23 protein-coding genes and 2 pseudogenes are annotated in these 23,590 nt (G+C 54.6%); 10 read left to right on the top strand and 15 right to left on the bottom strand.

Features of this window, described 5'->3' with window-relative positions:
- Positions 1–26 precede the first annotated feature (26 nt).
- From RG807_RS05120 to RG807_RS17720, 4 genes and pseudogenes are all read right to left on the bottom strand, one after another.
- The gene (locus RG807_RS05120; protein WP_309043929.1) at positions 27–2,852 is read right to left on the bottom strand and encodes a M66 family metalloprotease; all 2,826 of its coding nucleotides are present in this window, start codon (positions 2,850–2,852) and stop codon (positions 27–29) included.
- A 159-nt stretch (positions 2,853–3,011) separates the two neighbouring features.
- Positions 3,012–4,268: a cytosine deaminase gene (gene codA / locus RG807_RS05115; RefSeq protein ID WP_309043928.1), complete on the bottom strand. Its 1,257-nt coding sequence runs from the start codon at positions 4,266–4,268 to the stop codon at positions 3,012–3,014.
- A gap of 130 nt (positions 4,269–4,398) precedes the next feature.
- The gene (locus RG807_RS05110) at positions 4,399–4,752 is read right to left on the bottom strand and encodes a hypothetical protein (RefSeq protein WP_353962120.1); all 354 of its coding nucleotides are present in this window, start codon (positions 4,750–4,752) and stop codon (positions 4,399–4,401) included.
- A 24-nt stretch (positions 4,753–4,776) separates the two neighbouring features.
- Positions 4,777–4,890: pseudogene (locus tag RG807_RS17720) on the bottom strand (CarD family transcriptional regulator); the annotation flags it as partial.
- Positions 4,891–5,093: 203 nt separating this feature from the next.
- Here RG807_RS17720 and RG807_RS05105 point away from each other — a divergent pair.
- The 10 genes from RG807_RS05105 to RG807_RS05060 all read left to right on the top strand — a co-directional run bounded on the left by RG807_RS05105 (position 5,094) and on the right by RG807_RS05060 (position 14,533).
- Positions 5,094–5,786 carry a MotA/TolQ/ExbB proton channel family protein gene (locus RG807_RS05105; RefSeq protein ID WP_309043927.1) on the top strand — a complete coding sequence of 231 codons (693 nt, stop codon included), beginning with the start codon at positions 5,094–5,096 and terminating at the stop codon, positions 5,784–5,786.
- Positions 5,776–6,174, top strand: coding sequence for an ExbD/TolR family protein (locus tag RG807_RS05100; RefSeq protein ID WP_309043926.1), 399 nt, complete (start codon positions 5,776–5,778; stop codon positions 6,172–6,174). Before RG807_RS05105 ends, RG807_RS05100 begins: the two co-directional genes overlap by 11 nt.
- On the top strand, positions 6,171–6,596 hold the full coding sequence (locus tag RG807_RS05095) for an ExbD/TolR family protein (RefSeq protein WP_309043925.1): 426 nt from the start codon (positions 6,171–6,173) through the stop codon (positions 6,594–6,596). Before RG807_RS05100 ends, RG807_RS05095 begins: the two co-directional genes overlap by 4 nt.
- On the top strand, positions 6,593–7,384 hold the full coding sequence (locus tag RG807_RS05090) for an energy transducer TonB (protein ID WP_309043924.1): 792 nt from the start codon (positions 6,593–6,595) through the stop codon (positions 7,382–7,384). Before RG807_RS05095 ends, RG807_RS05090 begins: the two co-directional genes overlap by 4 nt.
- Positions 7,385–7,537: 153 nt before the next feature.
- On the top strand, positions 7,538–9,562 hold the full coding sequence (locus tag RG807_RS05085) for a TonB-dependent receptor plug domain-containing protein (RefSeq protein WP_309043923.1): 2,025 nt from the start codon (positions 7,538–7,540) through the stop codon (positions 9,560–9,562).
- Positions 9,563–9,587: 25 nt separating this feature from the next.
- Positions 9,588–10,751 carry an HmuY family protein gene (locus tag RG807_RS05080; protein ID WP_309043922.1) on the top strand — a complete coding sequence of 388 codons (1,164 nt, stop codon included), beginning with the start codon at positions 9,588–9,590 and terminating at the stop codon, positions 10,749–10,751.
- Between the two features lie 5 nt (positions 10,752–10,756).
- On the top strand, positions 10,757–11,848 hold the full coding sequence (locus RG807_RS05075; RefSeq protein WP_298450725.1) for a hemin-degrading factor: 1,092 nt from the start codon (positions 10,757–10,759) through the stop codon (positions 11,846–11,848).
- The gene (locus tag RG807_RS05070) at positions 11,839–12,720 is read left to right on the top strand and encodes a heme/hemin ABC transporter substrate-binding protein (protein WP_298450722.1); all 882 of its coding nucleotides are present in this window, start codon (positions 11,839–11,841) and stop codon (positions 12,718–12,720) included. Before RG807_RS05075 ends, RG807_RS05070 begins: the two co-directional genes overlap by 10 nt.
- On the top strand, positions 12,710–13,750 hold the full coding sequence (locus tag RG807_RS05065; protein WP_298450718.1) for a FecCD family ABC transporter permease: 1,041 nt from the start codon (positions 12,710–12,712) through the stop codon (positions 13,748–13,750). The genes RG807_RS05070 and RG807_RS05065 overlap by 11 nt, the downstream gene beginning before the upstream one ends.
- A gap of 12 nt (positions 13,751–13,762) precedes the next feature.
- Positions 13,763–14,533: a heme ABC transporter ATP-binding protein gene (locus RG807_RS05060; RefSeq protein WP_309043921.1), complete on the top strand. Its 771-nt coding sequence runs from the start codon at positions 13,763–13,765 to the stop codon at positions 14,531–14,533.
- Between the two features lie 43 nt (positions 14,534–14,576).
- Here the strand turns inward: RG807_RS05060 and RG807_RS05055 are convergent, their stop codons facing one another.
- The 11 genes and pseudogenes from RG807_RS05055 to RG807_RS05005 all read right to left on the bottom strand — a co-directional run.
- Entirely contained in the window at positions 14,577–15,338 is a 762-nt protein-coding gene (locus RG807_RS05055; RefSeq protein ID WP_309043920.1) for a M15 family metallopeptidase, read from the bottom strand.
- 4 nt (positions 15,339–15,342) lie between these two features.
- Positions 15,343–16,620 (bottom strand): TRAP transporter large permease, encoded by a 1,278-nt coding sequence (locus RG807_RS05050; RefSeq protein WP_309043919.1) that lies wholly within the window; start codon positions 16,618–16,620, stop codon positions 15,343–15,345.
- On the bottom strand, positions 16,617–17,108 hold the full coding sequence (locus RG807_RS05045) for a TRAP transporter small permease (RefSeq protein WP_309043918.1): 492 nt from the start codon (positions 17,106–17,108) through the stop codon (positions 16,617–16,619). The genes RG807_RS05050 and RG807_RS05045 overlap by 4 nt, the downstream gene beginning before the upstream one ends.
- A 74-nt stretch (positions 17,109–17,182) precedes the next feature.
- Positions 17,183–18,208 (bottom strand): TRAP transporter substrate-binding protein DctP, encoded by a 1,026-nt coding sequence (dctP, locus tag RG807_RS05040; protein WP_435404655.1) that lies wholly within the window; start codon positions 18,206–18,208, stop codon positions 17,183–17,185.
- Positions 18,209–18,334: 126 nt separating this feature from the next.
- A complete protein-coding gene (locus RG807_RS05035; RefSeq protein ID WP_200201323.1) occupies positions 18,335–19,261 on the bottom strand; it encodes a LysR family transcriptional regulator in 927 nt (308 codons plus the stop codon).
- Positions 19,262–19,464: 203 nt separating this feature from the next.
- The gene (locus RG807_RS05030) at positions 19,465–20,232 is read right to left on the bottom strand and encodes an iron ABC transporter ATP-binding protein (RefSeq protein WP_309043917.1); all 768 of its coding nucleotides are present in this window, start codon (positions 20,230–20,232) and stop codon (positions 19,465–19,467) included.
- Complete coding sequence (locus tag RG807_RS05025; RefSeq protein ID WP_309043916.1) at positions 20,229–21,188, bottom strand: iron chelate uptake ABC transporter family permease subunit; 960 nt, start codon at positions 21,186–21,188, stop codon at positions 20,229–20,231. The genes RG807_RS05030 and RG807_RS05025 overlap by 4 nt, the downstream gene beginning before the upstream one ends.
- Positions 21,179–22,168 (bottom strand): ABC transporter permease, encoded by a 990-nt coding sequence (locus RG807_RS05020; protein WP_309043915.1) that lies wholly within the window; start codon positions 22,166–22,168, stop codon positions 21,179–21,181. The genes RG807_RS05025 and RG807_RS05020 overlap by 10 nt, the downstream gene beginning before the upstream one ends.
- Before the next feature lie 11 nt (positions 22,169–22,179).
- Positions 22,180–23,112, bottom strand: a complete 933-nt coding sequence (locus RG807_RS05015) for a siderophore ABC transporter substrate-binding protein (RefSeq protein WP_309043913.1) — start codon at positions 23,110–23,112, stop codon at positions 22,180–22,182.
- A gap of 138 nt (positions 23,113–23,250) precedes the next feature.
- Positions 23,251–23,454 (bottom strand): hypothetical protein, encoded by a 204-nt coding sequence (locus RG807_RS05010; RefSeq protein ID WP_309043912.1) that lies wholly within the window; start codon positions 23,452–23,454, stop codon positions 23,251–23,253.
- A 1-nt stretch (position 23,455) separates the two neighbouring features.
- Positions 23,456–23,590 (bottom strand): annotated as a pseudogene (locus RG807_RS05005) (electron transfer flavoprotein subunit alpha/FixB family protein); the annotation flags it as partial.

Here is a 23,590-nt window from a genome sequence, read left to right as displayed (position 1 = left end):
TGATAAACCGCATGGGGACACCCTGATCAGTCAGCCAGAATGACCCCGTAGACCTCGGCCAGTAAGTTGCCATCCAACAGTGATAACAGTTTGTTTTCTGAAGTGATGACTCCTGCCCACTGCTGGTTCCAGTTGCCTGAGCAGCCATAGGTGATCAGGGTGCCGTTGTGACGAGCATAGTCGGCACACTTGCCGTTACCTTCATTACGCAACTGTTGTTCATCAGAGCTGTAGATCCAGCGCTGTGCCGCATTGTCATGCTGGCAGAGCGCCAGTCCAAGACGCTCGCCTGAGGGGGTCAGGCATTGCCAGGGCGTCGCGACAGGGTGGATGCGATTTTTGAGATCCATAACCCAGTGGCTGGCTTTGACAATGTCAGCCGGCACAGCGGTCACGGCAACGTATTGGGCATCCACAAGATTTGTGTCGAAATACACATTGCTCCCTTGGATAACGTCGCCAGTCAGCAGTAAATCATCTATCGATTCAATCAATCCGCTAGCGGTCAGTGATTGCATCAGCTGTTTTTTCGTCTCCTTTGGGGACAGGTTCTCAAGCCGGGCCTTGGCCAGGATAACCGCAATCTCAGTGGTCAGCTTCTGGTTGTTTTTGATCTTCTGAAGCAGTCGCCATGCCGGGCCAGACAGCCCATCCTTTAAATCCTGCTCAGTATAGCTGGCTACCTGGACTGCAAGATCACCGCTCAAGGTATTGAAGCGGTCGGGGTCCATAGCTTTGAGCTTATCTTCTATTTCGGCTATTTCCCTCGTGCGTAACTGGTGATGTCCCGCTTCCTGACCAACAATCGCTACGGGTGGGAGCTCAGGTATTTCCCCGCTAAAAGAAGTTTCTGTGAGTTTCTCGTCGGTGCCATCCCGCCGGCAATAAAGGCTGGCACTGGTTGGTTTGAAGTCTGCCCGCAAATTGAAGTGAAGCTGGTTGATGCTGTTCGGACTATGCCGAGAGGAAGCAACGCTGATGTGCTTTTGCTCACCCTGGCTGTTGTTCACCTCTACCCAACACTGATTGGCTGAGGAATTGAGGTCAGGTTCCGACAGGTCGAACAGATTCCCGTAGTTGCCGTGGAATACCGGATAGATGACGGCGTTGGTGCCATCAGGATCATAGCCGCCCAGAATGGTCGCAACCGCCACCCCCACGGCCACAGGCGCAGGATGTGAACTGGCGTGATTCTCATATTGGCCGGTGGCTTTATTCCACTTTTTGTAGCCATCCGGGTAGCTAGCGTCTGGAATGGGGAGCCCGGCCAGATCGTTCTGAATGATTCTGGCGGTATAGCCTGTGTAATGAGTGTATACAGAGAAAGGTTTACCGTCAGAGCCGCCTGACATGGCATCACGCTTGAAGTTGTAGGCGCCCTCATCGTTCAAACCAAACAGGTTGGCGCGCATCCGGTTGCGGTGTGCAATGTATCCCCAGCCACTGTCAGCATGGTGGACAGCCCAGCGCCCATCATCGGTCAGGCCTTGGCCGGGATAGTGACCGAGGCCATAGGCATGACCCCACTCATGGCTGGCTTCGTTGCCCCAGGAGTTGTAAAGCGTTCCGATACCGTTGCCGCCACTGAGGCCATGACCAACGGCACCGTTTGTGTACATGCCCCAGGCGTGGTGATTGGTTATCTGCTTGAATACATGAGGGTGCTGTTGATTCATGTTGTTGCTGGCATAACCGAAGTTTGCCATGTTTATGCCAACGCTGACCTGCGATTTGCCAACGTTCTCGCGCATGTCGCCCTCGTATACGCTACCCGTAACCTGGCTGCTACCATCAATGTCTTTGTCGTATATGGTGCCCGAGCGGATGATTACCCGGTTGAGCACGGCATCTGCGTAGCTGCCCATGACGAGTTTCGAGACAGGTAGGGTCTGGAAATAATCTGTAGCGGCTAGCACAGGGTCCCGAAGCGTGTAGTGCCCATCGCTCTGCCCGGGCTCGGTCAGCATGCCTAAACGAATGCTTTGGAAGACAATTCGGGAGGCTTCGCCGATGTCGATATCGGCAGCAGGTAAGTAGCCGGAAACTCTGCCGTCTGCGCCTTTATCCGCAATAAACTCAAGAGACAAACCGTTTTTTACGGTATCCCAAGGCAGATTGACGGACCATGCCTGCTTGGAGTACTGAATGGGTTGAGCGCCAGTAACGTCTGATTTCGGCAAGTCGTTAGGGTGTGCCATTGGTAGCGTCAGCAAGGGTTGGCCATTCACACTTACTTCGGCATGCATGGTAATCGGCTCAATACCGTTATTGGGGACAAACAGGAGCAGGGTATCCCGCAGTGCCGTTAACCGGGGCATGTATTTGCTTTTGGTCTCATCGGTCGTGTTGCGTTCAAAATTATTGGCGGGCGCAACAGAGTGGGACTGTACAAATTGAACTTCGCCTTCTAGTTCGCCCCCTGAAAGGTCGTTTCTTGGCTCTCGCGGGTTGCCATCAAAATCCTTGGCGTAGAAATCCAGTGCGGGCGGGCTGAGAAAAGCGCCAGCGTGTTCCACCTTGATGGTGTCCATGAGGATCAAGCGATGGGAGTCATTGGATGCTGCGATTGAAAGCTCGACCTGCGCCGATGCATGCTCCGGGCCGGGGGTGCCGGAAATGATTCCGGTTCTTGCATCAACGGACGCCCAGTCCGGGAGGTTGTATCCGCTATATCGTACGTTTCCCGGTAGCGCCTCATGTTTTGGCTGATACTGATAACTGACCATAGAGATAGCATCAGGAAAGCTGACTGAGTGCCGGGATTCGGTGATTGTTTTGCTTGAGGAACTTCCCCCGCAGCCTGAAAGTAAAATGGCGGTTAACCCGAGTGCTGCAGCACCTCTGAAATACATCCTGAATCCCTTATCGCGGTTTTGGTGGTGTACTTTTCTTAATTGCGGGGATTCTGCTTAATTTACCGACTGTTACAAACAGCCAGATTGTTGTAGAAGTGTAAAAATGTGGGGAGCGTCACCTTTGCGCTCCCCTTTGTCAGTGTTGGCCAGTCGGTGTTACCTGGTTTTTCTGAACAGATCCAGTTCAATGTCGTAGCTGGGCTCTGATTTCCGAAACAGGTATTCCCCGTTGCGGATGGATGCCAGTACATCCGCTCGCTGGCGAACGGCTTCAAACGAGCTGGTGGCATCCAGCACCAGAAAGTTCGCCGGTTTGCCCACATCCAGGCCGTACTGGTCTTCAACGTTCAGGGTTTTTGCACCGTTGAAGGTGATCAGGTCCAGACAGGTATCGAGTTGATCCATCGACATGGTTTGGGCCATGTGAATGCCGTTATCCAGAATGTTCATCAGGTTTCCGTTGCCTACCGGATACCAGGGGTCGTTGATGGAATCCTGGCCGAAGCAGACGTTAATGTTGCTCTCCCAGAACTCTTTTACTCGCGTCATGCCTCGGCGTTTCGGGTAGGTGTCTTGCCTGCCTTGCAGGTAGGCATTCTCAGTGGGCAGGGCAATGAAGTTCAGACCTGATTTCTGGAACAGTCTCATCATGCGAAATGCGTAGGCGTTGTCGGCCGAACCGAAGGAGCAGGTATGGCTGGCCGCGGTACGAGTGCCTATGTCTTCGGTCATGGCCAGGGCGTTCAGAAGTTCAACAAAACGACTCATCACATCGTCTGTTTCGTCGCAGTGTACGTCGATAAGCTTGTCGTATTTGATGGCCAGCTCAACGGTGCGGTGAATGGATTTCTCGCCGATTTCACGGGCCCACTCGAAGTGGGGAATGCTGCCTACGCAGTCGGCGCCCATCTTCAACGCTTCTTCCACCAATTCGTCACCGCCTTTGTAGGCATACATCCCTTCCTGGGGAAAGGCGACGATCTGAATGGTGACGTTATCCTTAAGTTGTTCACGAACCTCCAGCATGGCTTTTAGCCCGGTGAGATTCGGGTCGCATACATCGATGTGGGTGCGGATGAACTGCACACCTTTTGAGACTTCTTCCTGGATGCCTTTTAGCGCACGTTCTTTTGCATCTTCGAACGATTGGTTCTTTTTCACATCGTGCCAGCGAGCTATGCCCTCGAACAGCGTGCCAGTGTTGTTTTTGGCCCCCTTGCTGCCGCCGGTGTAGACGTAGTCGAGGTGGAGGTGGGCGTCCACATAAGGTGGCACAACGAGGCGGCCTTTCAGGTCGATTGTTTCCTCAGCCGGGGGGAGGTCGGTTCCAAGTGCTCGAATAACGCCATTTTCCACGAGGATTTCGGTGGCATCGTTGTTGCGGTATATGTTTGCATTAATAAATTTCTTCATATAAACGTCCTCGTGTAATGGGTCGCTGAGAGCTCACCCCCACATTGTAACGAAAAAGGCCCTACGCTCTCGCGTAAGGCCTTAAAAGTACTGAGCACACGTTGGATTATGAGCTCGCGCTGCCTGTGGGTCAGGCTGCGGTTGGCTTTGACCTGGAAGCTTCTTCTATAAGCTGCTGTATCCGCTCTTGCGTTTTGCCCAGTGCACTGGAAAGTTCTTCACACAAAAACTTTATACCGAGGTTCAGGTGCCTGCGGTCTGTCATGCTCAGCGGGTTTTCCTCTTGCATAACGCTTAGGCCCTTAACCATCTCCGCATAACCGTAGGGGTCGCCTTTATCAATAGCGGCCTGGTTAGCGGTTGACCGGGTTTTCCACTGTTCGCTTAACTTTCCTTGCCAGCTCTTCACATGCTTGATGATCTTCTTCGCTTCCTGAGCACTCATGGGGAAGCGAATGTTGCTTGGGAGATCATTGGCGCGCACCAGCCAGGTGAGGTCGTCACGTTCGAAATAAAGTTTTACGAACTTGGTTTTGTCCTCGCCTGAGAAACTCTTTTTAAGAATGGATTCAACGATTCCGATGCCATGACCGGGGTGAAAAATACGATCGCCTTGATTAATAGTGATAATATTCTCCTTGTTTTACTAAGAAAATGTTCCTTTTAAAAAATAACTATAATCAGCATGTTACGCTATTTCTGCACAAAAATCAAACAGCCGGTTTTGTTGCCTGAAAGTCAAAGTTCTCTCGGTGCCCTTGCGAAGGCAAATGATAACAATTAGCATTCACGAATATTGTTGATGTTTACTCGAGGGGGAGCGTTGTGGGCGCTGGTATATCTGTTCCGTTTTTTGCACAGCTACAAGGGCTGTTGGTTACTGGCGGCCCGGTGGTGTGGATTCTGGCGGTGTTTTCTGTAGTTGCCATGACCATAATTCTGGTCAAAATGTGGCAATTCATGCTGGCGCGCGCAGAGAGCACTGCGGATGTGGACGCTGCGCTAAGCCTTTGGAAAAAGGGTGACCGCAGGAAGGCAATGAAGGCCCTGAATGTGCGACGGCCCATCTCATCCGTTGTGGCTATGGCAATGCAAGGGCAGCTGAATACCACAGACGATGGGATCCTGCGTGAAGAAGTAGAGCGAGTGGCTACGGGGTACTTGAACGATCTGCGCAGCTTTTTCCGGCCCCTTGAGGTGATTGGTTCACTTAGCCCGCTGTTGGGTTTGCTCGGTACCGTCATGGGGATGATTGTGGCGTTCCAGCAAATGGAAGCCGCTGGCAATCAGGTAGATCCTTCGGTGCTTTCCGGTGGTATATGGCAAGCGTTGCTGACAACCGCCGTTGGCCTCTCGGTAGCCATACCTGTTGTTGCCGTGCACTCCTGGCTTGAGCGTAAGGTTGAGCGGGTATCTGCAACTATGAGCGATGCGGTCACAAGGGTTTTTACGTGCTCGCCCACGCTGCCGCCGTTTGAGACCGCGGCATCATCGGAGGCGCTGCGGAATGCAGCTTGATGCCTCACCGGTAAGGCGGGCCAAAGGCATCAGCCTGACACCGTTGATTGATGTGGTCTTCATTCTGCTGTTGTTTTTTATGCTGTCATCCACGTTTATTACTTGGCGGCAGCTGGATGTTGCATCGCCTGCCGACAGTATTTCCGAGCCACCGAAAGACATACAGCTGATTCGCCTAACCTCGAATCAGGGGCATTTTGAGCTGGAGGGGCGGGTCTACAGGGACCCCAGTCGCGATGAGCTGGCTGAATTGGTGTCGGCTAAACCCGATGCGGTCTTTGCCATTCAGGCGGATGCCGGTCTCCACACGCAGGCGCTCATCACTTTGCTGGATCGCTTGAAGAATGCTGGCGCCGCCCACGTGTCGCTTGCAGAGGGGCCGAAGTGAGGCTCTCAGCAACCGCGCCGAAAAAGGATCTGGCTTCAGATGATAACCTGGTGCCATTGATCAACATTGTATTTTTGATGCTGATTTTCTTCATGGTCGCCGGGCAAATCACCGCCTCCGATGCGGTGATGGTTCAAGCTCCCGAATCTCTTACGGCAGCTCAAGGAAAAGAGCACTCAGCGACGGTTTTGGTTGCGGCTGATGGTTCTATGTACCTGGATAACGCCGAGGTGTCTCCGGATCGTCTGGTAGAAAAACTGGGAAATCTGTTGGATGAAGCGGAAACGGTTGATGGGGTTTCTGTATTAGTTAAAGCCGATGCCATGTTACCGGTTGAGGTGTTGCAGGAAGTGCTGCACCACATCAAAAAGGCCGGGCTGTTAAAGGTGGCTCTGCTAACCCGCCAAGGTGACGCTGAATGATTGCAAGGCGTCACTGGCTCGGTGCAGCGGTACTGACGCTGGCACTTCATTTGTTGGTGCTTGCGGCGTTTGCGCGCACCGCTACCATTCCGGAAGGGGCTGAGGCTCCTGGGGAGGCGGGTGTTGAAATCGATCTTGGCATGCTGGGTGATCTGGGTGTAGAGGCCGAAACCCAGGAAGCGGCTCCGGCCACTGTCGAGCCACCGAAACCGATCCCGACACCTCCCATACCGGAACCTGTAGTAAGTGAGCCGGAGCAGCCCAGGCAAACAGCAGAGGTGAGCGTAGAAGAGCCTCCAAAGCCTGAGCCTGAACCGGAACCAGAGCCTGAACCAGAGCCTGAACCAGAGCCTGAACCGGAGTCTCCTATAGGAACGACGTCTACCCAAGCGTTACCCGACACCGAAACGGCGAAGGATGTGGCAGCTGCTCCGGCGCGCAAGGCTGGCAGTGGCGAAAGCAGCGCCAGTGCCTCTGGAGGCAATCCCGGTGCGCGAAGTACCTATCTGGCAGTGGTCGCAGCTAAACTCGCCCGTGCTAAACGCTACCCAAGATCATCTCGCCTGCGGCGCCAGGAAGGGGTGGTTGGGCTCAGCTTTACCATAGATCGCCAAGGGCGCATTGTGGAATCCAGTATTACCGATCCTTCGGGCCACCCTGAGTTGGATAAGGCGGTCATACGCATGCTCGAGAATGCGGCACCATTGCCCGCCTTTCCCGATGATCTCACCCAGAACACCCTGAGCGTGTCCATTCCCGTGGCGTTCAAGCTCAGCGATCGCCGATAGCCTCGACAACCCGCTCGCCCCTTCCTTTTTTCTTTCCTGCGTAAAAGTTCCCTGTTTTTTGTTGACAGAAATCAAAATCTAAACAAGAATGCTTCTCGTTACTATTTGGGGTGGCTGTTGTTAGCCTGACCCGCTTGAGAGGAGTTGAAGTGAGTGAGTGCTGCCTGCGGGAAGAATCGTTCGACACTGCCTTTGTTCTCTATCGCTTTGCTTTCTCTGAGTGTTTGCGGGCAGGCGACAGCGGAAACCACTTCGCAATCCTCCTATTACCTCGATGAAATCGTCGTTACCGGTACCCGCTCCAACCGCATGCTGAGTGACACCCCCGTACGGACTGAAGTTGTAACAGCCCGGGAACTGGAAAAGACCCACGCCAGAAACGTTGCGGAGGCGATCGAGAACGTTGCCGGAGTGCAGCTGCGAAACATCCACGGCAAGGCGGGCAAGGAAGTCTGGCTGCAGGGTGTTGGTGCTGACCGGGTGTTGGTGCTGGTAGACGGTCTGCCACTCACGGCCACAACTGGCTCATCGGTGGATGTAAGCCAGCTGGCGCTGCTGAATGTGAAGCGGATTGAAGTGGTGAAGGGCGCGGGCTCTGCACAATACGGCAGTGCGGCCATCGGCGGTGTCGTCAACGTTATTACCCAGGACCTTGAGCCAGGTTTGCGGGGAGAGGTTACGGTTGATGGCGGTAGTTATGGCGAGCAAAATCCCAGCGGCGACCGTGCTGATTTTGGCCGCTACGGTGCGCGAGCCAATATCGACATGGGCACTGAACAACTGCGGGTTCGCCTGAGTGGATCACATCAGAATTCCAGCGGCATTGATTCGGAGCCATCCACCTGGGCGAGGCCAGGGGATGAATACGATCGCAACCAGTTCAATACCCGGCTGGAGTGGTTACCGGAGGACGATCATCGGCTGTTTGCGGAAGTCGGCTATTTTGATGAAGCGTCCGGCTCCCGGTTTTTGAACGAAAAGGCCGGTACGGTTCTCAAGCAAGGAAAGGAAGAGTCCGTCGAGCGCTGGCGCACGGTGCTGGGTGGCGAGCATGGCATGAGCGATGCCCAAACTGTGTTCTGGAATCTGCTGCGGGAAGAGCTCACAGACAACACCTACAAATACTCGGCCTTTGGTGAGTTTGACCACCGAGATGCGAATCAGGTGTTGTCCCAGGCTTCGGCTCACACTGAAGTTGCCGTTGGTAAGAATCACTTGCTGATGGTGGGCGCTGATTTTCGCCATGAAACTCTGGAGCAAACGATTGACGGCCAGATGGAACTGGATGGCGGTAAGCGATCACGCAGCAGCAAGGAAATCTGGTTCCAGGACACCTGGATTCCATCGCACCGCTGGGAATGGGTGGCCGGACTACGCGGCCAGCAGGATTCCGATTTCGGCGACCACTACGCCCCCAAGATCAATACCCGCTATGAGTTGACGCCAGCCAGCCCAGCCAGCCAATACCTCCGTGCAAGCTGGAGTGGCGGCTATCGAGTGCCTAACTTGAAAGAGCGCCATTACCGGTTTGACCACAGCCAGCTTGGTTATGTGGTTGAAGGTAATCCGGACCTGTCACCAGAAACGTCGCAAAACCTCCAGCTCGGCTGGGGCGTCAATTACCTGAACGCCGGATGGCTTGAAATTAACGCCTTTCAGAACCTGATTGAAGATTTGATCCAGACCCAATTCGATGCTGATGCCACCGCCGCCCGTGGTGATGGTGTGGATGTGTATCGGTACGCCAACGTTGATAAAGCACGCACCCGCGGCGTGGAAACCACAGCGGGTTGGCAACTCGCCCGAGGCTTGGAAGTGACCGCAGGGTACACCTACACCCAGGCAGAAGACCGGGCTACCGGTTTTGCTTTACCCAATCGGCCGCATCATCAAACCCGGCTTGGCCTGGATGGGCCTGGCGGCATCCCTGGGCTGAACTGGTCGGTGCGGGTTCGCAACCAGAGTTCGGAATACGTGGATACAGACGAAACCAAAAAGTCCCCGGGTTACACCACGGTGGATCTGAAGCTGAATCAGACCGTTGGCGACAACCTGCAACTGTTTGCCGGCGTCGACAACCTCACCAATAAGCAGCGTGACTTCGACGATGCCGATGACTTCGGCCCGGTGGCAGGAAGGTTTGTGTACATGGGCGTGACGCTTGGATTTGGAAAATAACGATCGATCAACAAGGAGAAAGTGCATGAGTAATAGTTACCGGGGGCTCGGGTTGGCGGCAACAGTAGTATTGCTGGCTGGTTGTGGCGGCAGTGAGAACAGTCTTGGTGGGTCAGATGAGAGCAATGGCAACCCGGAATTTCGGCATCAGGTGATTGATGCGAAATCCTATAACCAGGCCACCTATCTGAACCTGAACACGGGCGCAACCATGCAGATGACGGCGGATGAGGCGCAAGGCCGCACCGACTGGCATCTGTCGTTCAAGCGCGACACGGTGCAGGTTAATGGTGGAGCTTCGGGAATGGGCAGCGTGGCTGGCACCGTGGCTAACGCCCAGGACAAGTTTTATGACGCCGCCGGGGAGCCGAACTTCAACCTTCTGGTCAATGCCACGGCATCATCCGAGGAAGAGGCGTTATTGGCGGAGTATCCAGAGCCGGGCAGCAGGGACTGGATCAGCGACTCAATCACCAATAGCTTTGGGGATGAATGGTACAGCTACAACCCTAACGGCGGAATCATGAACGCCAATCCGGACAATGGCTGGTTGCTGCGGTCAGCGGAAGGCAACAGTTACGCCCGCATGCGTATGACCGGGATGGATTTTCCTACCCGCACGGGCGAGGGCATCAAGAGCTTTACGATGGCCTTTGATGTTCAGGTTCCAGATACCACTACCTTCACCCAATCGGCCACGTTTACCGGGTCCATAGGTTCTGAAGGTGGCGAGCTCTGCTTTGATTTTGACGCTGATTCAACGGTGAGCTGCGAAACCTCCGCACATTGGGATGTGAAGCTGGGTTTCGCTGGCCGAAATATCTATCTGAGAAGTAACAGTGGCACCTCTGGCGAAGGTAATGGCGGGGTGTTCGGGCCGTTCAAGTGGGATGATCTGGCGGTCTATACCAGCGCCACCATTGCGCCAGGATCAGGCGAGGACATAACAGGAAGATACGCGGCCGACACCACCAGTGGCGTGTTCAACGCATCCAGCTGGTACGCATATGATCAGGCGGGTGGGCACTTACTTCGCCCGAACTTCCGGGTATACCTGATCGATACCGATACCAACGATGCTCAAGCCCCTGTTTATGCCGTGCAGATCGTCGGCTATTACGGTGACGACACTGTTTCAGGACAACCCATTGTTCGTTGGACTAACGCATCACTAACCGCAGCAGAGTAAATACTATGAACGCAACGATAGAATTCCCTGAGGTTAAGTTAGAAATTGCGCTAAAAGACCGCTGGCAACAGTTGCTGTCGGAGCAGCCAAACCTGCGCATCCGTAACGCCGCGAACCTGCTTGATGTCAGTGAAATGGAACTGATGCTGTGTCGTGAAGAAGGTGCACTCACACCGCTGTCTAGTGATTTTGGTGCACTGCTCACCGAGTTGGAATCCGTTGGCGAAGTGATGATGCTCGCCCGCAACGATGAAATGGTGCATGAGATTACCGGCCACCTGAAAGGGTTCAAGGTAACCGGCGGTGGCTCCATGGGGCTGTCCGTTGGTGAGATGGACCTGCGGGTATTTTTTCGAAGCTGGACCTTTGGCTTCCATGTAGTTGAAGAGGTGCGTTCCGGCACTCGCCATAGTCTGCAGTTCTTTGATACCAGTGGTCGAGCCATCCAGAAAGTGTACAAAACCAAAGGCACCCAAGCTGAAGCCTGGGATGCACTGGTCGCGAAATACAAAGCCGATCAGCCTGTGGTGCCGGAACTGAAAGCAGCTCCCTCCCCAGAGCCGCGGGTGGACCCGGCTAGTGTTGATGTATCAGCACTACAGCAGGATTGGGCAACACTGAAAGACGTGCACCATTTCCACTCCATGCTCAAACGCAACAAGGTCGACCGGCTAACGGCGGTAGAGCTGGTTGGCCCGGCCTACACCCGAAAACTCAAGCGCAGCACCGACTCCATTGAGTCCCCCTTGGATGAGCTTTTACAGCAAGTAAAAACCAACCAGTGCCCGATTATGGTGTTCGTGGGTAACCCCGGCATTGTGCAAATCTGGACTGGCCAGGTGGACAATATTCGCCGAGTAGGTGAGTGGATGAATGTGCTGGACCCTGGCTTTAACCTGCATGCAAAGACTGGCGATGTGACCGACTGGTGGACGGTAAAACGGCCTTCTGTGGATGGCACCATAACCTCAGTGGAAGGCTATAACGCCAGCGGGGAAATCGTACTGACGGTATTTGGCAAACGTAAGCCGGGCGAGGTGGAAGCTGAAAACTGGCAAGCCGAAGTGCGTGCGCTGGAGGCAAAGCTATGCGATTGACCGGGTTGCTGCTGGCTGCATTACTGGCACTTCCGGCTTATGCCGGAAGTGCCAGTAATGCAGGTGCCAAAGGCTCACGCATTGTCAGTGCCGATGGCGCGGTGACGGAAATATTGTTTGCTCTGGGCGTAGAGGATCGTCTGGTGGGTGTTGATACCACCAGCAAGTACCCGGAAGACGTCAATCAGCTGCCGAAAGTAGGTTATCTGCGGGCCTTGCCATTCGAAGGCGTGTTGTCGCTGGAGCCCGATCACCTGATCACCACCGAAGAAGCGGAGCCGGAACAAACCCTGCAGCGCCTGGAACAGGTGGGAGTCAAAGTCACCCGGTTGCCTGTTGCGCAAAGCCCGGAGCAGACTCTTCAGCGGATTATGGCCATTGGTGAATTGGTCGACCGTGAGGAAGCAGCGGCAAGGCTCGCCGCTGAATTGCAGGTGGTCTTTACCGACATCGATAAAAAGGTGGCTGCAAGGGGTTCGGCGCCCAAGGTGTTGCTGTTGTTGGCCGCGGGTGGCCATGGTGTTTCATTCGGCGGTAGCCACACGGGTGCAGATGCCCTGCTGAAAGCGATCGGGGCGACTAACGCGGTCAGCAATATCCGTGGCTACAAACCTGCCAGTCGCGAAGCGATCATCAGCGCCAACCCCGATGCGATTGTGGTTGCTGAATCTGCGCCGGGGCAGTTCCGGATTGCCGATTGGCCAGAGCTGGCCCAGCTGCCGGCCTGGAAAAACGGCCACCGGTATGTGGGTGACAGCATGATGCTACTCAGCTTTGGCCCAAGATTGGCAGAGGCTCTGGTGATACTTGACGGAATCCTGCCTGAAGCCCCCACCGCAGAGAGCACCCTGGCTAGTCGCCATGGCGACTGATACTGCAAAGCGAGCGCCTGCCAGTCTCATTTTTATGGTTCTGGCTGGGCTGGCTGTTCTGGCGGCTTTGTTCTCGCTGACCAACGGTGCTTATCCTCTGGGCACCAGCGATGTTGTGAATCTGCTGCTGGAACCTGAGGCCGCAAAACCCGCAGCCCACATGGTGTTTTTTGATGTGCGTATGCCCCGGCTGGTTCTGGGATTTCTCACCGGTGCGGTATTGGCTGTTTCCGGCACCTTGCTGCAGGGATTGTTTCGCAACCCTCTCGCCGACCCTGGGTTAATCGGGGTGTCCGGCGGAGCGGCACTGGCGGCAGTATCGGTTATTGTGCTTGGGGGCAGTTGGTTGTCCGATTGGACGATACTCACTGGCAGATGGGCGCTGCCTCTGGCCGCCTTTGTGGGCTCGGTGCTAACCACCCTGGTGGCTTGGCGCGTTGCCAGCCGTTCCGGCAGCATTGCTGTGGCAACCTTGCTGCTGGCGGGTATCGCCATAAATGCAGTCGCCGGAGCCTTAACCGGCCTGCTGACATTCTACGCCGACGATAGTGAACTGCGTTCGTTGACCTTCTGGAGCATGGGCAGTCTTGGCCACGCCAGTTGGGAAGACCTGCAAGTTGCTGGCCCTTGGATGCTGCTGGCGCTGTTACTGGCCCCCGTGTTAGCCAAACCCCTGGATGCGTTTGCCCTTGGTGAATCGGTCGCTGGCCATCTGGGTTTTTCGGTGCAGTGGGTAAAGCGGGCGACGGTTGTGTTGTCTGCGTTGGGCACTGGCGCGGCAGTGGCGGTAACCGGCCTTATCGGGTTCGTTGGGTTGGTGGTGCCGCACCTGTTACGACAAATTGTCGGCGCTGGGCACAGGGTATTGATCCCCGCCAGTGGACTGGCAGGCGGTGTCTTACTGGTGGCGGCAGACAGCTTGGCGCGAGTAGTTGTGGCGCCGGCGGAACTGCCCATTGGTTTGATGATGTCGCTGTTAGGCGGGCCATTCTTTTTGGTACTGCTTATGAGAATGCGCATTGGCGCATAGGGAGCTGGCACCATGACAGTTTTAAAGGCTAAGCAGTTAGGGCTGACCATAGGGCGAAGCCGAATACTGCAAGATGTGTCACTCACCGTCGAACCGGGTGAGCTGGTTGCGTTGCTCGGCCCTAACGGTGCTGGCAAGTCGTCATTGTTGAAAACGCTGGCGGGAGAGTTGGCATTTGGGCAGGGCACCATTGAACTGTTCGGCCGCTCAATTCAGCAATGGAAAGGCTCTGAGCTTGCCCGTCAACGGGCGGTGATGCCCCAACGGGTGGATGTCAGTTTTCCATTCACGGTTCGTGAAATAGTGGCATTGGGATGCTCGGGCCTGGCTGCCGCAGAGCGCAATGAACTGATTGATTACCTGCTGCAGCGATTGGGCATTGGCAATATGGCCTGCCGTTTGGTGCCAACCTTGTCTGGAGGTGAGCAGCAGCGGGTGCAACTCGCCAGAGTGTTGGCGCAAATCTGGCACACAAACGGGCCACGGCTATTGCTGCTGGATGAATGCACCTCGGCACTGGACCCTGCCCAGCAGCAAACCGTATTCAGCCTGCTGCGGGAGCTGGCGAAAGATCAGGGGTATAGCGTCGTAGCGGTGATACATGATCTGAACGTAGCGTCATGCTACGCCGACCGCCTGGTGATGATGGCGGCAGGGCGCATAGTAGAAAATGGCGCAGCAAATACCATTCTGGAGCCGGGGTTGCTGGACAAGGTGTTTGGTTTAAAGGCGCGAGTGCTGGCCTTGCCAGAGGGCTACCCTATGGTGATTCCGCAGGCATAGTACGGCTGATTGGCGCGCCAAGCCTGCATGTTCATATTAGCCGTTACGCCAGCTGTTGGCGCCAGCGGTTTTCAATGGTGTCCAACTCGGCCGGGCCGTAGCAGGCCTGATCATGGGCGCCGTAGTAAGCCCATAGTTGATCGCCAAAATCGTAGTGCCACCATTCACTGGGCAGGTTGGTGAAACCCTGCTGTTTCATGGTGTTGAATAGCAGGCGGCGGTGATCCCGTGCGTTCTTCTGCTGCGGCGTGAGGGTTTCGAGTTGCTCGAAATAATCGCTGTGGGAAGCCGGTAGTGCTTCATCAAACAACGTACCCATATCCAACGGCAAACCATCAGCATCGCAGAGCGTCACATCCACTGCACCGCCGGTAAGGTGGGGGCTTGGGGCTGTCGGTTCGCGGCTTGGGACTGAGACAAACTCCCTTGTTCTCTCAAGTAGTGCTGCTTCGTCCAGGTCGGGTTGCTGATGCTGAATGGCCTCATGCAGGGTGTCGAACAAGTACTGTTGCACCCGCCATGGGCGCCAGCCGTCCAGAACGATGATGCCGATCCCTTCGGGCAGACTGCGCGCCGCAGCGAGTAGTGCCCGGTACACACCTTCACGAACAAAGCATTCCTGTATCGCACCGGGTATGCCCATTCGGGCGTAGGCAGGAAAGACCTTTATGGGTGCAGGAGCCAGGCTCATTGGCACCAGGCTCTCACCGTTATCTTCAATCGACACGGAGCGCAGAGTTTCCCAGCTGGGAGCCGGGTAGCTGGGGATGGGCGTCAAATCACTCAATAACGTAGTTAAAGGCATTGTCTTATCCAAACTGGGTAGGGAGCCACAGCGTCAGCGGTGGGAACAGAATTAATAGAATGAGTACCGCAACAGCCGTCAGCACAAAGGGCCAGATGGTTCTGAACAGCGAGACTATCTCAAGCCGACTGACCGCCGCTGCCACGAAAACGCAGGCGCCTAGCGGTGGTGTTATCAGCGCAATGGTGATGTTCAGCGTGATGATGACACCCAGATGAACCGGGTCTATACCGGCCATCATGGCTACTGGCACAAAGATTGGCGTAAGCAGCATCAGCGCCGACACTTCTTCCATAAACATGCCCGTGAAGAAGGTGATAAGGCTCAGCAGCAATAGAATGATCACACCATTGTCGACATAAGGTGCGAGCAGAGACACAAACTGCGCAGGAACCTGAGCGTAGGAGAGAAGCCAGCTAATGGTGGCAGAGGCTGCCATGATCAGGAAAATCGCAGAGGTCAGGCGTGCTGTATCAACGACCGCTTTCCAGCACTCCTGTACACGTAGCCCGCCAAGCACGAAACCACACAAGGCCACATACAGAGCTGTGAGCGCCCCGGATTCGGTCGGAGTTACAAAGCCAAACACTATGCCTGCAACGATAATGAACGGTGCAATCAGAGCGGGCAGCGCACCAATAAATGCGACTCCAAGTTGGCCGAAGGAAGGTAGCTTTCCGCTTTTGGGCAGCTTCTTGCGCCAGGCATACCAGGCGTTCATGCCCATAAAAGCCACGCCCAGCAGCAAGCCAGGCACAACGCCCGCCAGAAACAGATCACCCACTGAAATGTTTGTCAGTGAGGCATAAAGAATCATGAAGATACTGGGTGGAATGATAGGGCCTATGAGCGAGCTGCCCGCGGTCAAACCGGCGGCAAACGCCCTTGAATAGCCTTCTTTTTCCATGGCGGGGACCAACAGAGAACCCAGTGCCGATGTGTCGGCCACGGCTGAACCGTTGATGCCTGCAAAGAAGATACTCGAAACCACGTTAACGTGGCCCATGCCTCCCCGTAAGTGCCCGACCATCAGGCGAGCCAGCCCCATCAAACGCTCGGTCAAGCCACTCACGTTCATCAGGTTGCCGGCGAAGATGAATAGGGGAATCGCCATCAAGGAAAACACGTTGATCCCGCTAAAGAACTGCTGCGGCATCATCCGCGGAATCATCGAAGGATCGACAAATAGAAAACCAGCAATTGCCGTTGTAATCAGCGCAATGAACAACGGCAGTCCAAGCAGAACGTGGATAAGAAAAACGGCCAACATGGTGAGGATCATAGCTGGTCCTCTATGGTCTTGAGGGGGGCAGGCCCATACAGCAGTACATGCCAGGCCAGCAGTAAAAAGCCGAGGGGTAACGACATCAGAGGGACTGTTCGGCTAATGCCGAGCCCGGATGTGGTGAACATGTTGACCGACAACGCATAGCGATAGCTGGCCCACGCTGCTCCCAGGGCAACAAATAAAGTAAGTAACCATTGATAGACAACCAACACTCGAGCAATTGGCGCGGGCAGCAGTTTTTCCAACAGGCCAACGCGCATGTGCCCACCTTCGGCCCAAACCGCGCCAGCCCCGAGCATAACGGTGCCTATGATCAAAAAGCGGGAGAGCTCATCTGTCCAGATCGGTGCGCCACCCGCGATGTAACGTGCAAAAACGCCAAACAGAATGGCTGCAACATTAAGGGATAGCAAAGCACCCGCCAGAGTCAGGGTAGACGGGCAACTTATAGCCAGCAGGCGATAACGAAGCTTGGTGAGCATTGCAGTGTTCCAGTAAGCACAGAAATAGAGAGGGCTGGCGAAACCAGCCCTCTGTCGTCATAGCGAGGGGTGGTTTAGCGTTTCACGCCCGCATCTTCCAGTGCCATATCAATCCAGCGCTGCTCAATACCACGCTCTTTGAGCCACTTGAGGTAGGCAGGCTGGCCAATGCTCTGGAATTCAGCCAGGTTTTCTTCAGAAGGGCGAATAACCTCCATGCCTTGTTCTTCCAGGAAGGCGATACGCTTTTCAACTTGCGCTTCGTTGAGCTCTCTGGCGTTGCGGTTAGCTTCGGCCACGGCTTCCATGAATGCGTTGCGAGTCTTTTCATCCCAGCTCTCGATCATCTTGCTGTTGCCTACAAGAAACTGGTCGGAATACTGAATGTTCGCAAGGGTCAGGTACTTCTGAACTTCATGAAGGCTGCCCAGGGCGATGTACATGGGCGGGTTCATTTGGCCGTCTGCTACTCGGGTGCGCAGAGCCATATAGGTTTCTGTCCAGGGGATGGGCGTACCGGATGCACCAAATGCTTCATAAAGTGCTACCTGGCTTGGGTCCATGGCGCGGAATCGAAGGCCTTCGAAGTCAGCCGGGCGGGTGATGGGCCTTTTGTTGTTGGTGAAGGCCAGAAAGCCGCCTTCTTCAACAACAGCCAGCATATCGATGCCAGCGCGTTCTTTCAGGGCACCGCTTACTTCCTGCCAATACTTGCCTTCATCAAAGAACGTGCGTGCGGCTGCAAAATCTTCGAACAGGAACGGAATGGCGCTGACAAAAATCTCATCCACCAGAGGCGAGACACCCGCAAAGGATGCGATGTTGAGCGACGGCGTAGTCATGGTTTGCTCCATGCGCTCCTGCTCTTCGCCCAGCATACTGTTGGGGTACAGCGTCAGCTTTAGCTGGTCATTGGTTTTTTCTTCGACCAGCTCTTTCAGGTTCGTGGCAAAAACGTGAACAGCGTTCTTTTCCAGATCTGGTGCGCCGTTGTAGCTCAGGTTAATTGTGGTTGCTGCGAGGGCGTTGCCAGCCATCAAGGCAGAGCCAAGCAGGCAAGCTGAGATCAGGCGCTTGGGTGAAAAGAGTTTAGTCATCATATTTAATTTCCTGTTTTATTGTCATTAGTTGCGGGGCACCAAACACGAACCCACAGGTGCTTCAAGGATGCCAGTTAGTAGGCTATGTGTTGAAGTGTTGACTATGCAATACCTAAAGTGTGGACTTTATTGCAACAGTCTAGGGGCGTCAGCGGAGAAAAAACGCATTCCTTTTTGCAAATGGTCGATACACGCGGCTGCCGCAATCGTTAACTCCTGGCTTCTGAGGCTGACAATCTGGGCGCGAGTATCGTTCATAATCGGGTATTGCATGGGTAGCGGAATGATTTCTCCTCGCATTATTTCATCCATCACAGTGAGCTCTGGCATGAACGTAACGCCGATCCCTGAACGGACAAAATTCTTCAAAACAGAGACGGAATTTGTATGAAGGCGGGCCTCAAGGTGCACATGTTCCTGGTGAGCTGCCATATTCACCATCTGCCGCATACCAAAGGGGTTGTCCATAAGTGCCAGTGGCCACCCTTTCAGATCGTTGAGTGTTACGGGGCGGTTCAGCTCCGTTAGCGGGTGGTCTGGAGGCACAATCAGATCGAGTGGCTGGCGGGTTTCCACATGGCAGAAAAACTGCGGATCTGCCGGTGGCGCATAGAGTAGTGCTATGTCGACCTCACGATCTTTGAGAAGCGACATGGCTTCGTTAACGCCGGCCATGCGGATTTCAACATTGATCCCCGAGAACTCCGACATAAAAGTGCCTAGCGGTGCGGCAATCAAATCTGCGACAAAGCCTTCCCCCACGGCTATTCGAACTTCGCCTTTGGCCAGGTTTTGCAGAGCCATCAGTTGGGAAAGTACAGCCTCTTCGGAAGCTCTCTGGGAATGAAAGTGGTGAACAAGTAGCTGCCCTGCAGCAGTTGCCCGCATACCACGCCCGTGCCGTTCACACAGGCGCGTGTCCAGCTCTTCTTCCAAAGCTTTTATCTGGCGGCTAACAGCGGAGGCGTCGACATTCAGATGGGCGGCTGCGCGCCGCAAGGAGCCGCGGCGAATGACTTCGTTCAGGTAGGCTAGTGCACGTTGGTTAAGCATATAAAACGCCGGTTGGTAGGTGTTGTATAGCTTAATGTAGCGGCTTGGTGTTTCCAGGGCCAAGCCGATCGCTAGAAACCAAGTATCTGAAAGTTAGCAGGGGTGTGCAGGCTATTCGTATTTGATTACGGGGCCCCTCAAATGCCTTCAAGTTAGCTCCGTCTTCATTTCTTTGTGGATGTACTCGCACATCACGTTGAAGATTAGATCAACTCGCGAAAATACATGCAGATCCGCTGGCCATTCAGCTCGTGAACACTGGTAGGGATGTCGTAGAGGTCACTGAGAACATCGCTGCGGATGATTTGCTCCGGTGTACCTTGATAGGCGAGCTGGCCGCCGCGCATGGCAATAATATGGTCGGAGTAACAGGATGCAAAGTTGATGTCGTGCAGCACCACTACTACGGATTTGCCTTTTTCATCTGCAGCGCGACGCAGCAGTTGCATCATGCCCACGGCGTGGCGCATATCGATGTTATTCAGCGGCTCGTCCAGCAGAACATAATCGGTATTCTGGCTCATCACCATGGCCACATACGCCCGCTGCCTCTGGCCCCCAGAGAGTTCATCAAGGTGGCGGTTTTGGTATTCCCCCAATTCCAGGTAGTGGATGGCTTCGTCAATATGCTGCTGATCTTCAGCGGTCAAACGTCCGCGTGAGTGCGGGAACCGGCCAAAGGCGACCAGGTCACGTACCGTCAGGCGCAGAGTGGATTCGTTATGCTGACGCAAAATCGACAGCCGTTTCGCCAGTTCATGCCCGGGCGTGCGGGTGACATCCAGGCCATCTATTTCTACGGTGCCGGCACTCATTGGCGTTAGCCGGCTAATCATCGACAACAACGTGGATTTGCCTGCACCGTTGGGGCCGATAATTGAGGTAAGCCCGCCCTTGCTGATTTTCAGGCTGACATCCTTGAGCACCAAGGTGTCGTGGTATTTCTTGCTCAGCCCACGTGCTTCAATCATTGTTTGACTCCGCGCAACAACAACACAATAAATAACACGCCCCCACACAGCTCGATCACCATGGCCAAAGGTAGGCCAGAACTGAGAAGGTGCTCGAATACAACCTGTCCGCCAACTAAACAGACAATTCCCGCTAATACGCTCGCCGGCAAGGTCCAACGGTGCTGGTGGCTGCCGGTTAGCCAATAAGCAAGATTGGCCATCAGCAAACCAAAAAACAGCAGGGGGCCGACCAAAGCGGTACTAATGGAAATCAACACACTAATGGCCAGCATCAATAGTGTGATGGTTTTGATATAGGGTATGCCCAGGTTGATCGCCACATCGCGGCCCAGGCTGAGTACGTCAAGCTGACGGCGGAAGTGGAACAGCAGCGTGCTGCAGAGACCTACACCGACCAAACCGATCCACAACAGCTTCAGGTTGATGCGGTTGAAGTTGGCCACGCCGCTGCCCTGCTGTATTGAGAACTCGCTGGGGTCAAAAATCCGCAGGGCGAGATCTGCCAGCTCTCGGAACAGTAAACCACCCACCATGCCCAGCAGGATCAGCACATGCAGGCCACGCACCGAGCCGGTGAATAGCAGACGGAACAACAACAGGGCTATTGCCACCATCGCCGCCACTTCCACAATAAAACGCAACTCTATTGGCCAGTTTGTGCTTTGTTCTGCCCCCCACACTAATAGCGCCAGCGAATGCACCAGCACATAAAGCACGTCAAAACCCATCAGCGATGGCGTTAAGATACGGTTGTGAGTGACAGTCTGGAACACGACGGTGGCCAGGCCCATAGTGATTGCAACCAGCAGCATGCCTAACAGGCGGCTACCACGGTATTCCATGATAAAGCCCCAGTCACTCTGCACATTAAGGGTCATAAACCCCACTACGCTCAACAGCGCGAGCAACGCTGTCAGACTCAGCAACAATTTGCCACGCGGGTTTAAGCCCATTGCTTGCGCCCCCGTAATAAAATAATCAAAAACACCAAGCTGCCGGAGATGGCCAGGATATTGGCCGAGGGGATTTCATAGGGGTGGATAAGCACACGGCCAAGCAAATCAGCTGCCAGCATTAACGCTGAACCGGCCAAAGCCACCAGTGGAATGGCGCGGCGGAGATTATCCCCGGTTATCAGGCGAACCAGGTTTGGCACAATCAGACCAATAAAGGGCAAGGCGCCGGCGATGACCACGGTGCTGGCCACAATCATCGAGACCAACAATACCCCAAAGGCGGTCAGCCCTTGATAATTAACGCCCACGTTGGTGGCAAAGTCTTTGCCCATACCGATCACGGTAAAGCGGTCGGCCAAGAATGCGGCAAGTAGCATGATGCCGGCGGCAACCCATAGCAGCTCATAACGACCCCGCAAAACTGCAGAAAAATCACCACTGTTCCAGGACCGTAACGCCTGCGACAACTCAAACTGATGGGCCAATAAGCCACTAACGGCATGAATCACGCCAGCAAGAACCAAACCTACTAACGGCACAATCAACGCTGAGCGTAGCGGAATGCGTTTGAGCACCGTCAAAAACAGTAGCGTTCCTGTAACAGAAAATGCGGTAGCTACCCCGAATTTAAGCCACAGCGCCATGCCCGGAGCCACAATTGCACAAAGCAAAACGCCTAAAGCGGCAGCATCTACCGTGCCCACCATGGACGGTTCAACCAGCCGGTTGCGCGCCATCATCTGCAATATCAGCCCGGCAACGGCCAACGATGCCCCAGCCAGTATCAGCGCCAACGTGCGCGGCCAGCGGCTGACAAACAACAGTTGGGTTATTCGGTCATCTGGTTGAGTGAACAGGTGTAGCAGATTCATGCGACTGGCACCCACGTTCAGGCTGATAACAGACAGAACAAACACGAGCAGCGTTAATGCAATCAGCCATGAAACGGTATGGTGTTTGATAGGCGAAGAATTCATTTCACGCTCGCTTATTCAGAAAACACATCCAGCAAGCGATCAACGTTTTTCTGCATAACTCTTAAGCCGCTGTTGTCCAGCAAGTACCAACTCACCGGCTCCAGATAAACGATTTGCCCTTTGGCGCCCGCTTCGGTTGCTTGCACCAGTTCGTTGTCCATCATGCCCTGTGCGGCGATACCGTCACGGCCAATGGCGGCATCACGATCCATCACGAACAGCCAGTCAGGGTTGGCTTCCAGTAAAAATTCATAAGAAACTGACTGTCCGTGCCGGCCTACCTTCAAATCCGCCACTGCAGGTGTCACGCCGAAGACGTCGTGGATCATGCCAAAACGGGTGCCAATGCCAAACGCACTCATTTTCCCGCCTGAGGTGAGTAGTGTCAGCCCGGTGCCCTGTTCTGCGCTTAGCTTTTGCAGTTGGCTTACTGATGTTTTGAGCTTTTCGGTCAGTTCGGCAGCCTTCTGCTGGCGATCAAAAATCTGCCCAAGGATTTCTGTGTTGCGCACCACACTACCCAGCATGTCTTTGGGGTCTGGCGTCAAATCAAGAGTAGGCCCGTATTTAGACACTTCCTGATATTGCGCTCCAGCACGTCGCCCCAGAATGATTAAGTCCGGCTTAAGGTTTTGCAGTGCTTCGTAATCAGGCTCAAACAGGCTACCGATCCGCACGAATCGGGCATCGGCGTATTGGTCCAGCATCGGCGGTAAAATGTTGGAGCGGGGGATGCCTTGGGCCTCAACACCTAGCGCGGTCATCGTGTCCAAGGTCGACCAGTCGAGCACTGCAACTGTCTTTGGCAGCATGTGCACTTGTGTTTGTCCCTGGGCATGATCAATCGTCAGCAGTTCAGCCGACTGCACGGGCGCGACCAAGCCAATCAGCAAAAGGCTGAGCAATGGAAAAGTGCGGAAGATAGCGGGTAAGTTCAGTCGCATAATCGACTCCTGATAAGTGTCAGTACGATGGATCCGAGCCCACAAGGCACGGCGCGACACATAATATGCGAATGAGTCCTATTTGCAATTGGTTTTTTGTTTGAGATTTTGAGCGGAAAAGCTATTTATGAAGCATGGTCAGGTGCCGCAGCCACATCCGCTGTCGGCACTGATTTTTTGCAGGCGCTCGAATTCCTCAATGGGGCTTACGCCCTCATCAAACGCCTTTCGGTGGTAGTCCGGGTCTGATGAGAGCATCCATGGGCAGCAGGCGTCTGCCGCTATGGTTTGGAGTTCGGAAAGCCATTTATTGAAGGAGATTGGCTGGTCTGCGTTGCACACTTCAGCTAACTCTCTTCAGCTCAGTCTCTAGCTCGGGAACGGCTTCAAACAGATCCGCTACCAGGCCGTAATCGGCAACCTGGAAGATAGGTGCTTCTTCATCCTTGTTGATCGCAACGATCACTTTGGAATCAGA

This window comes from Marinobacter sediminicola (assembly GCF_031157525.1).
GTDB lineage: Bacteria > Pseudomonadota > Gammaproteobacteria > Pseudomonadales > Oleiphilaceae > Marinobacter > Marinobacter sediminicola.
The sequence above is the reverse complement of the archived record's forward strand: the minus strand, read 5'-3'. Positions and strand labels throughout refer to the sequence as shown.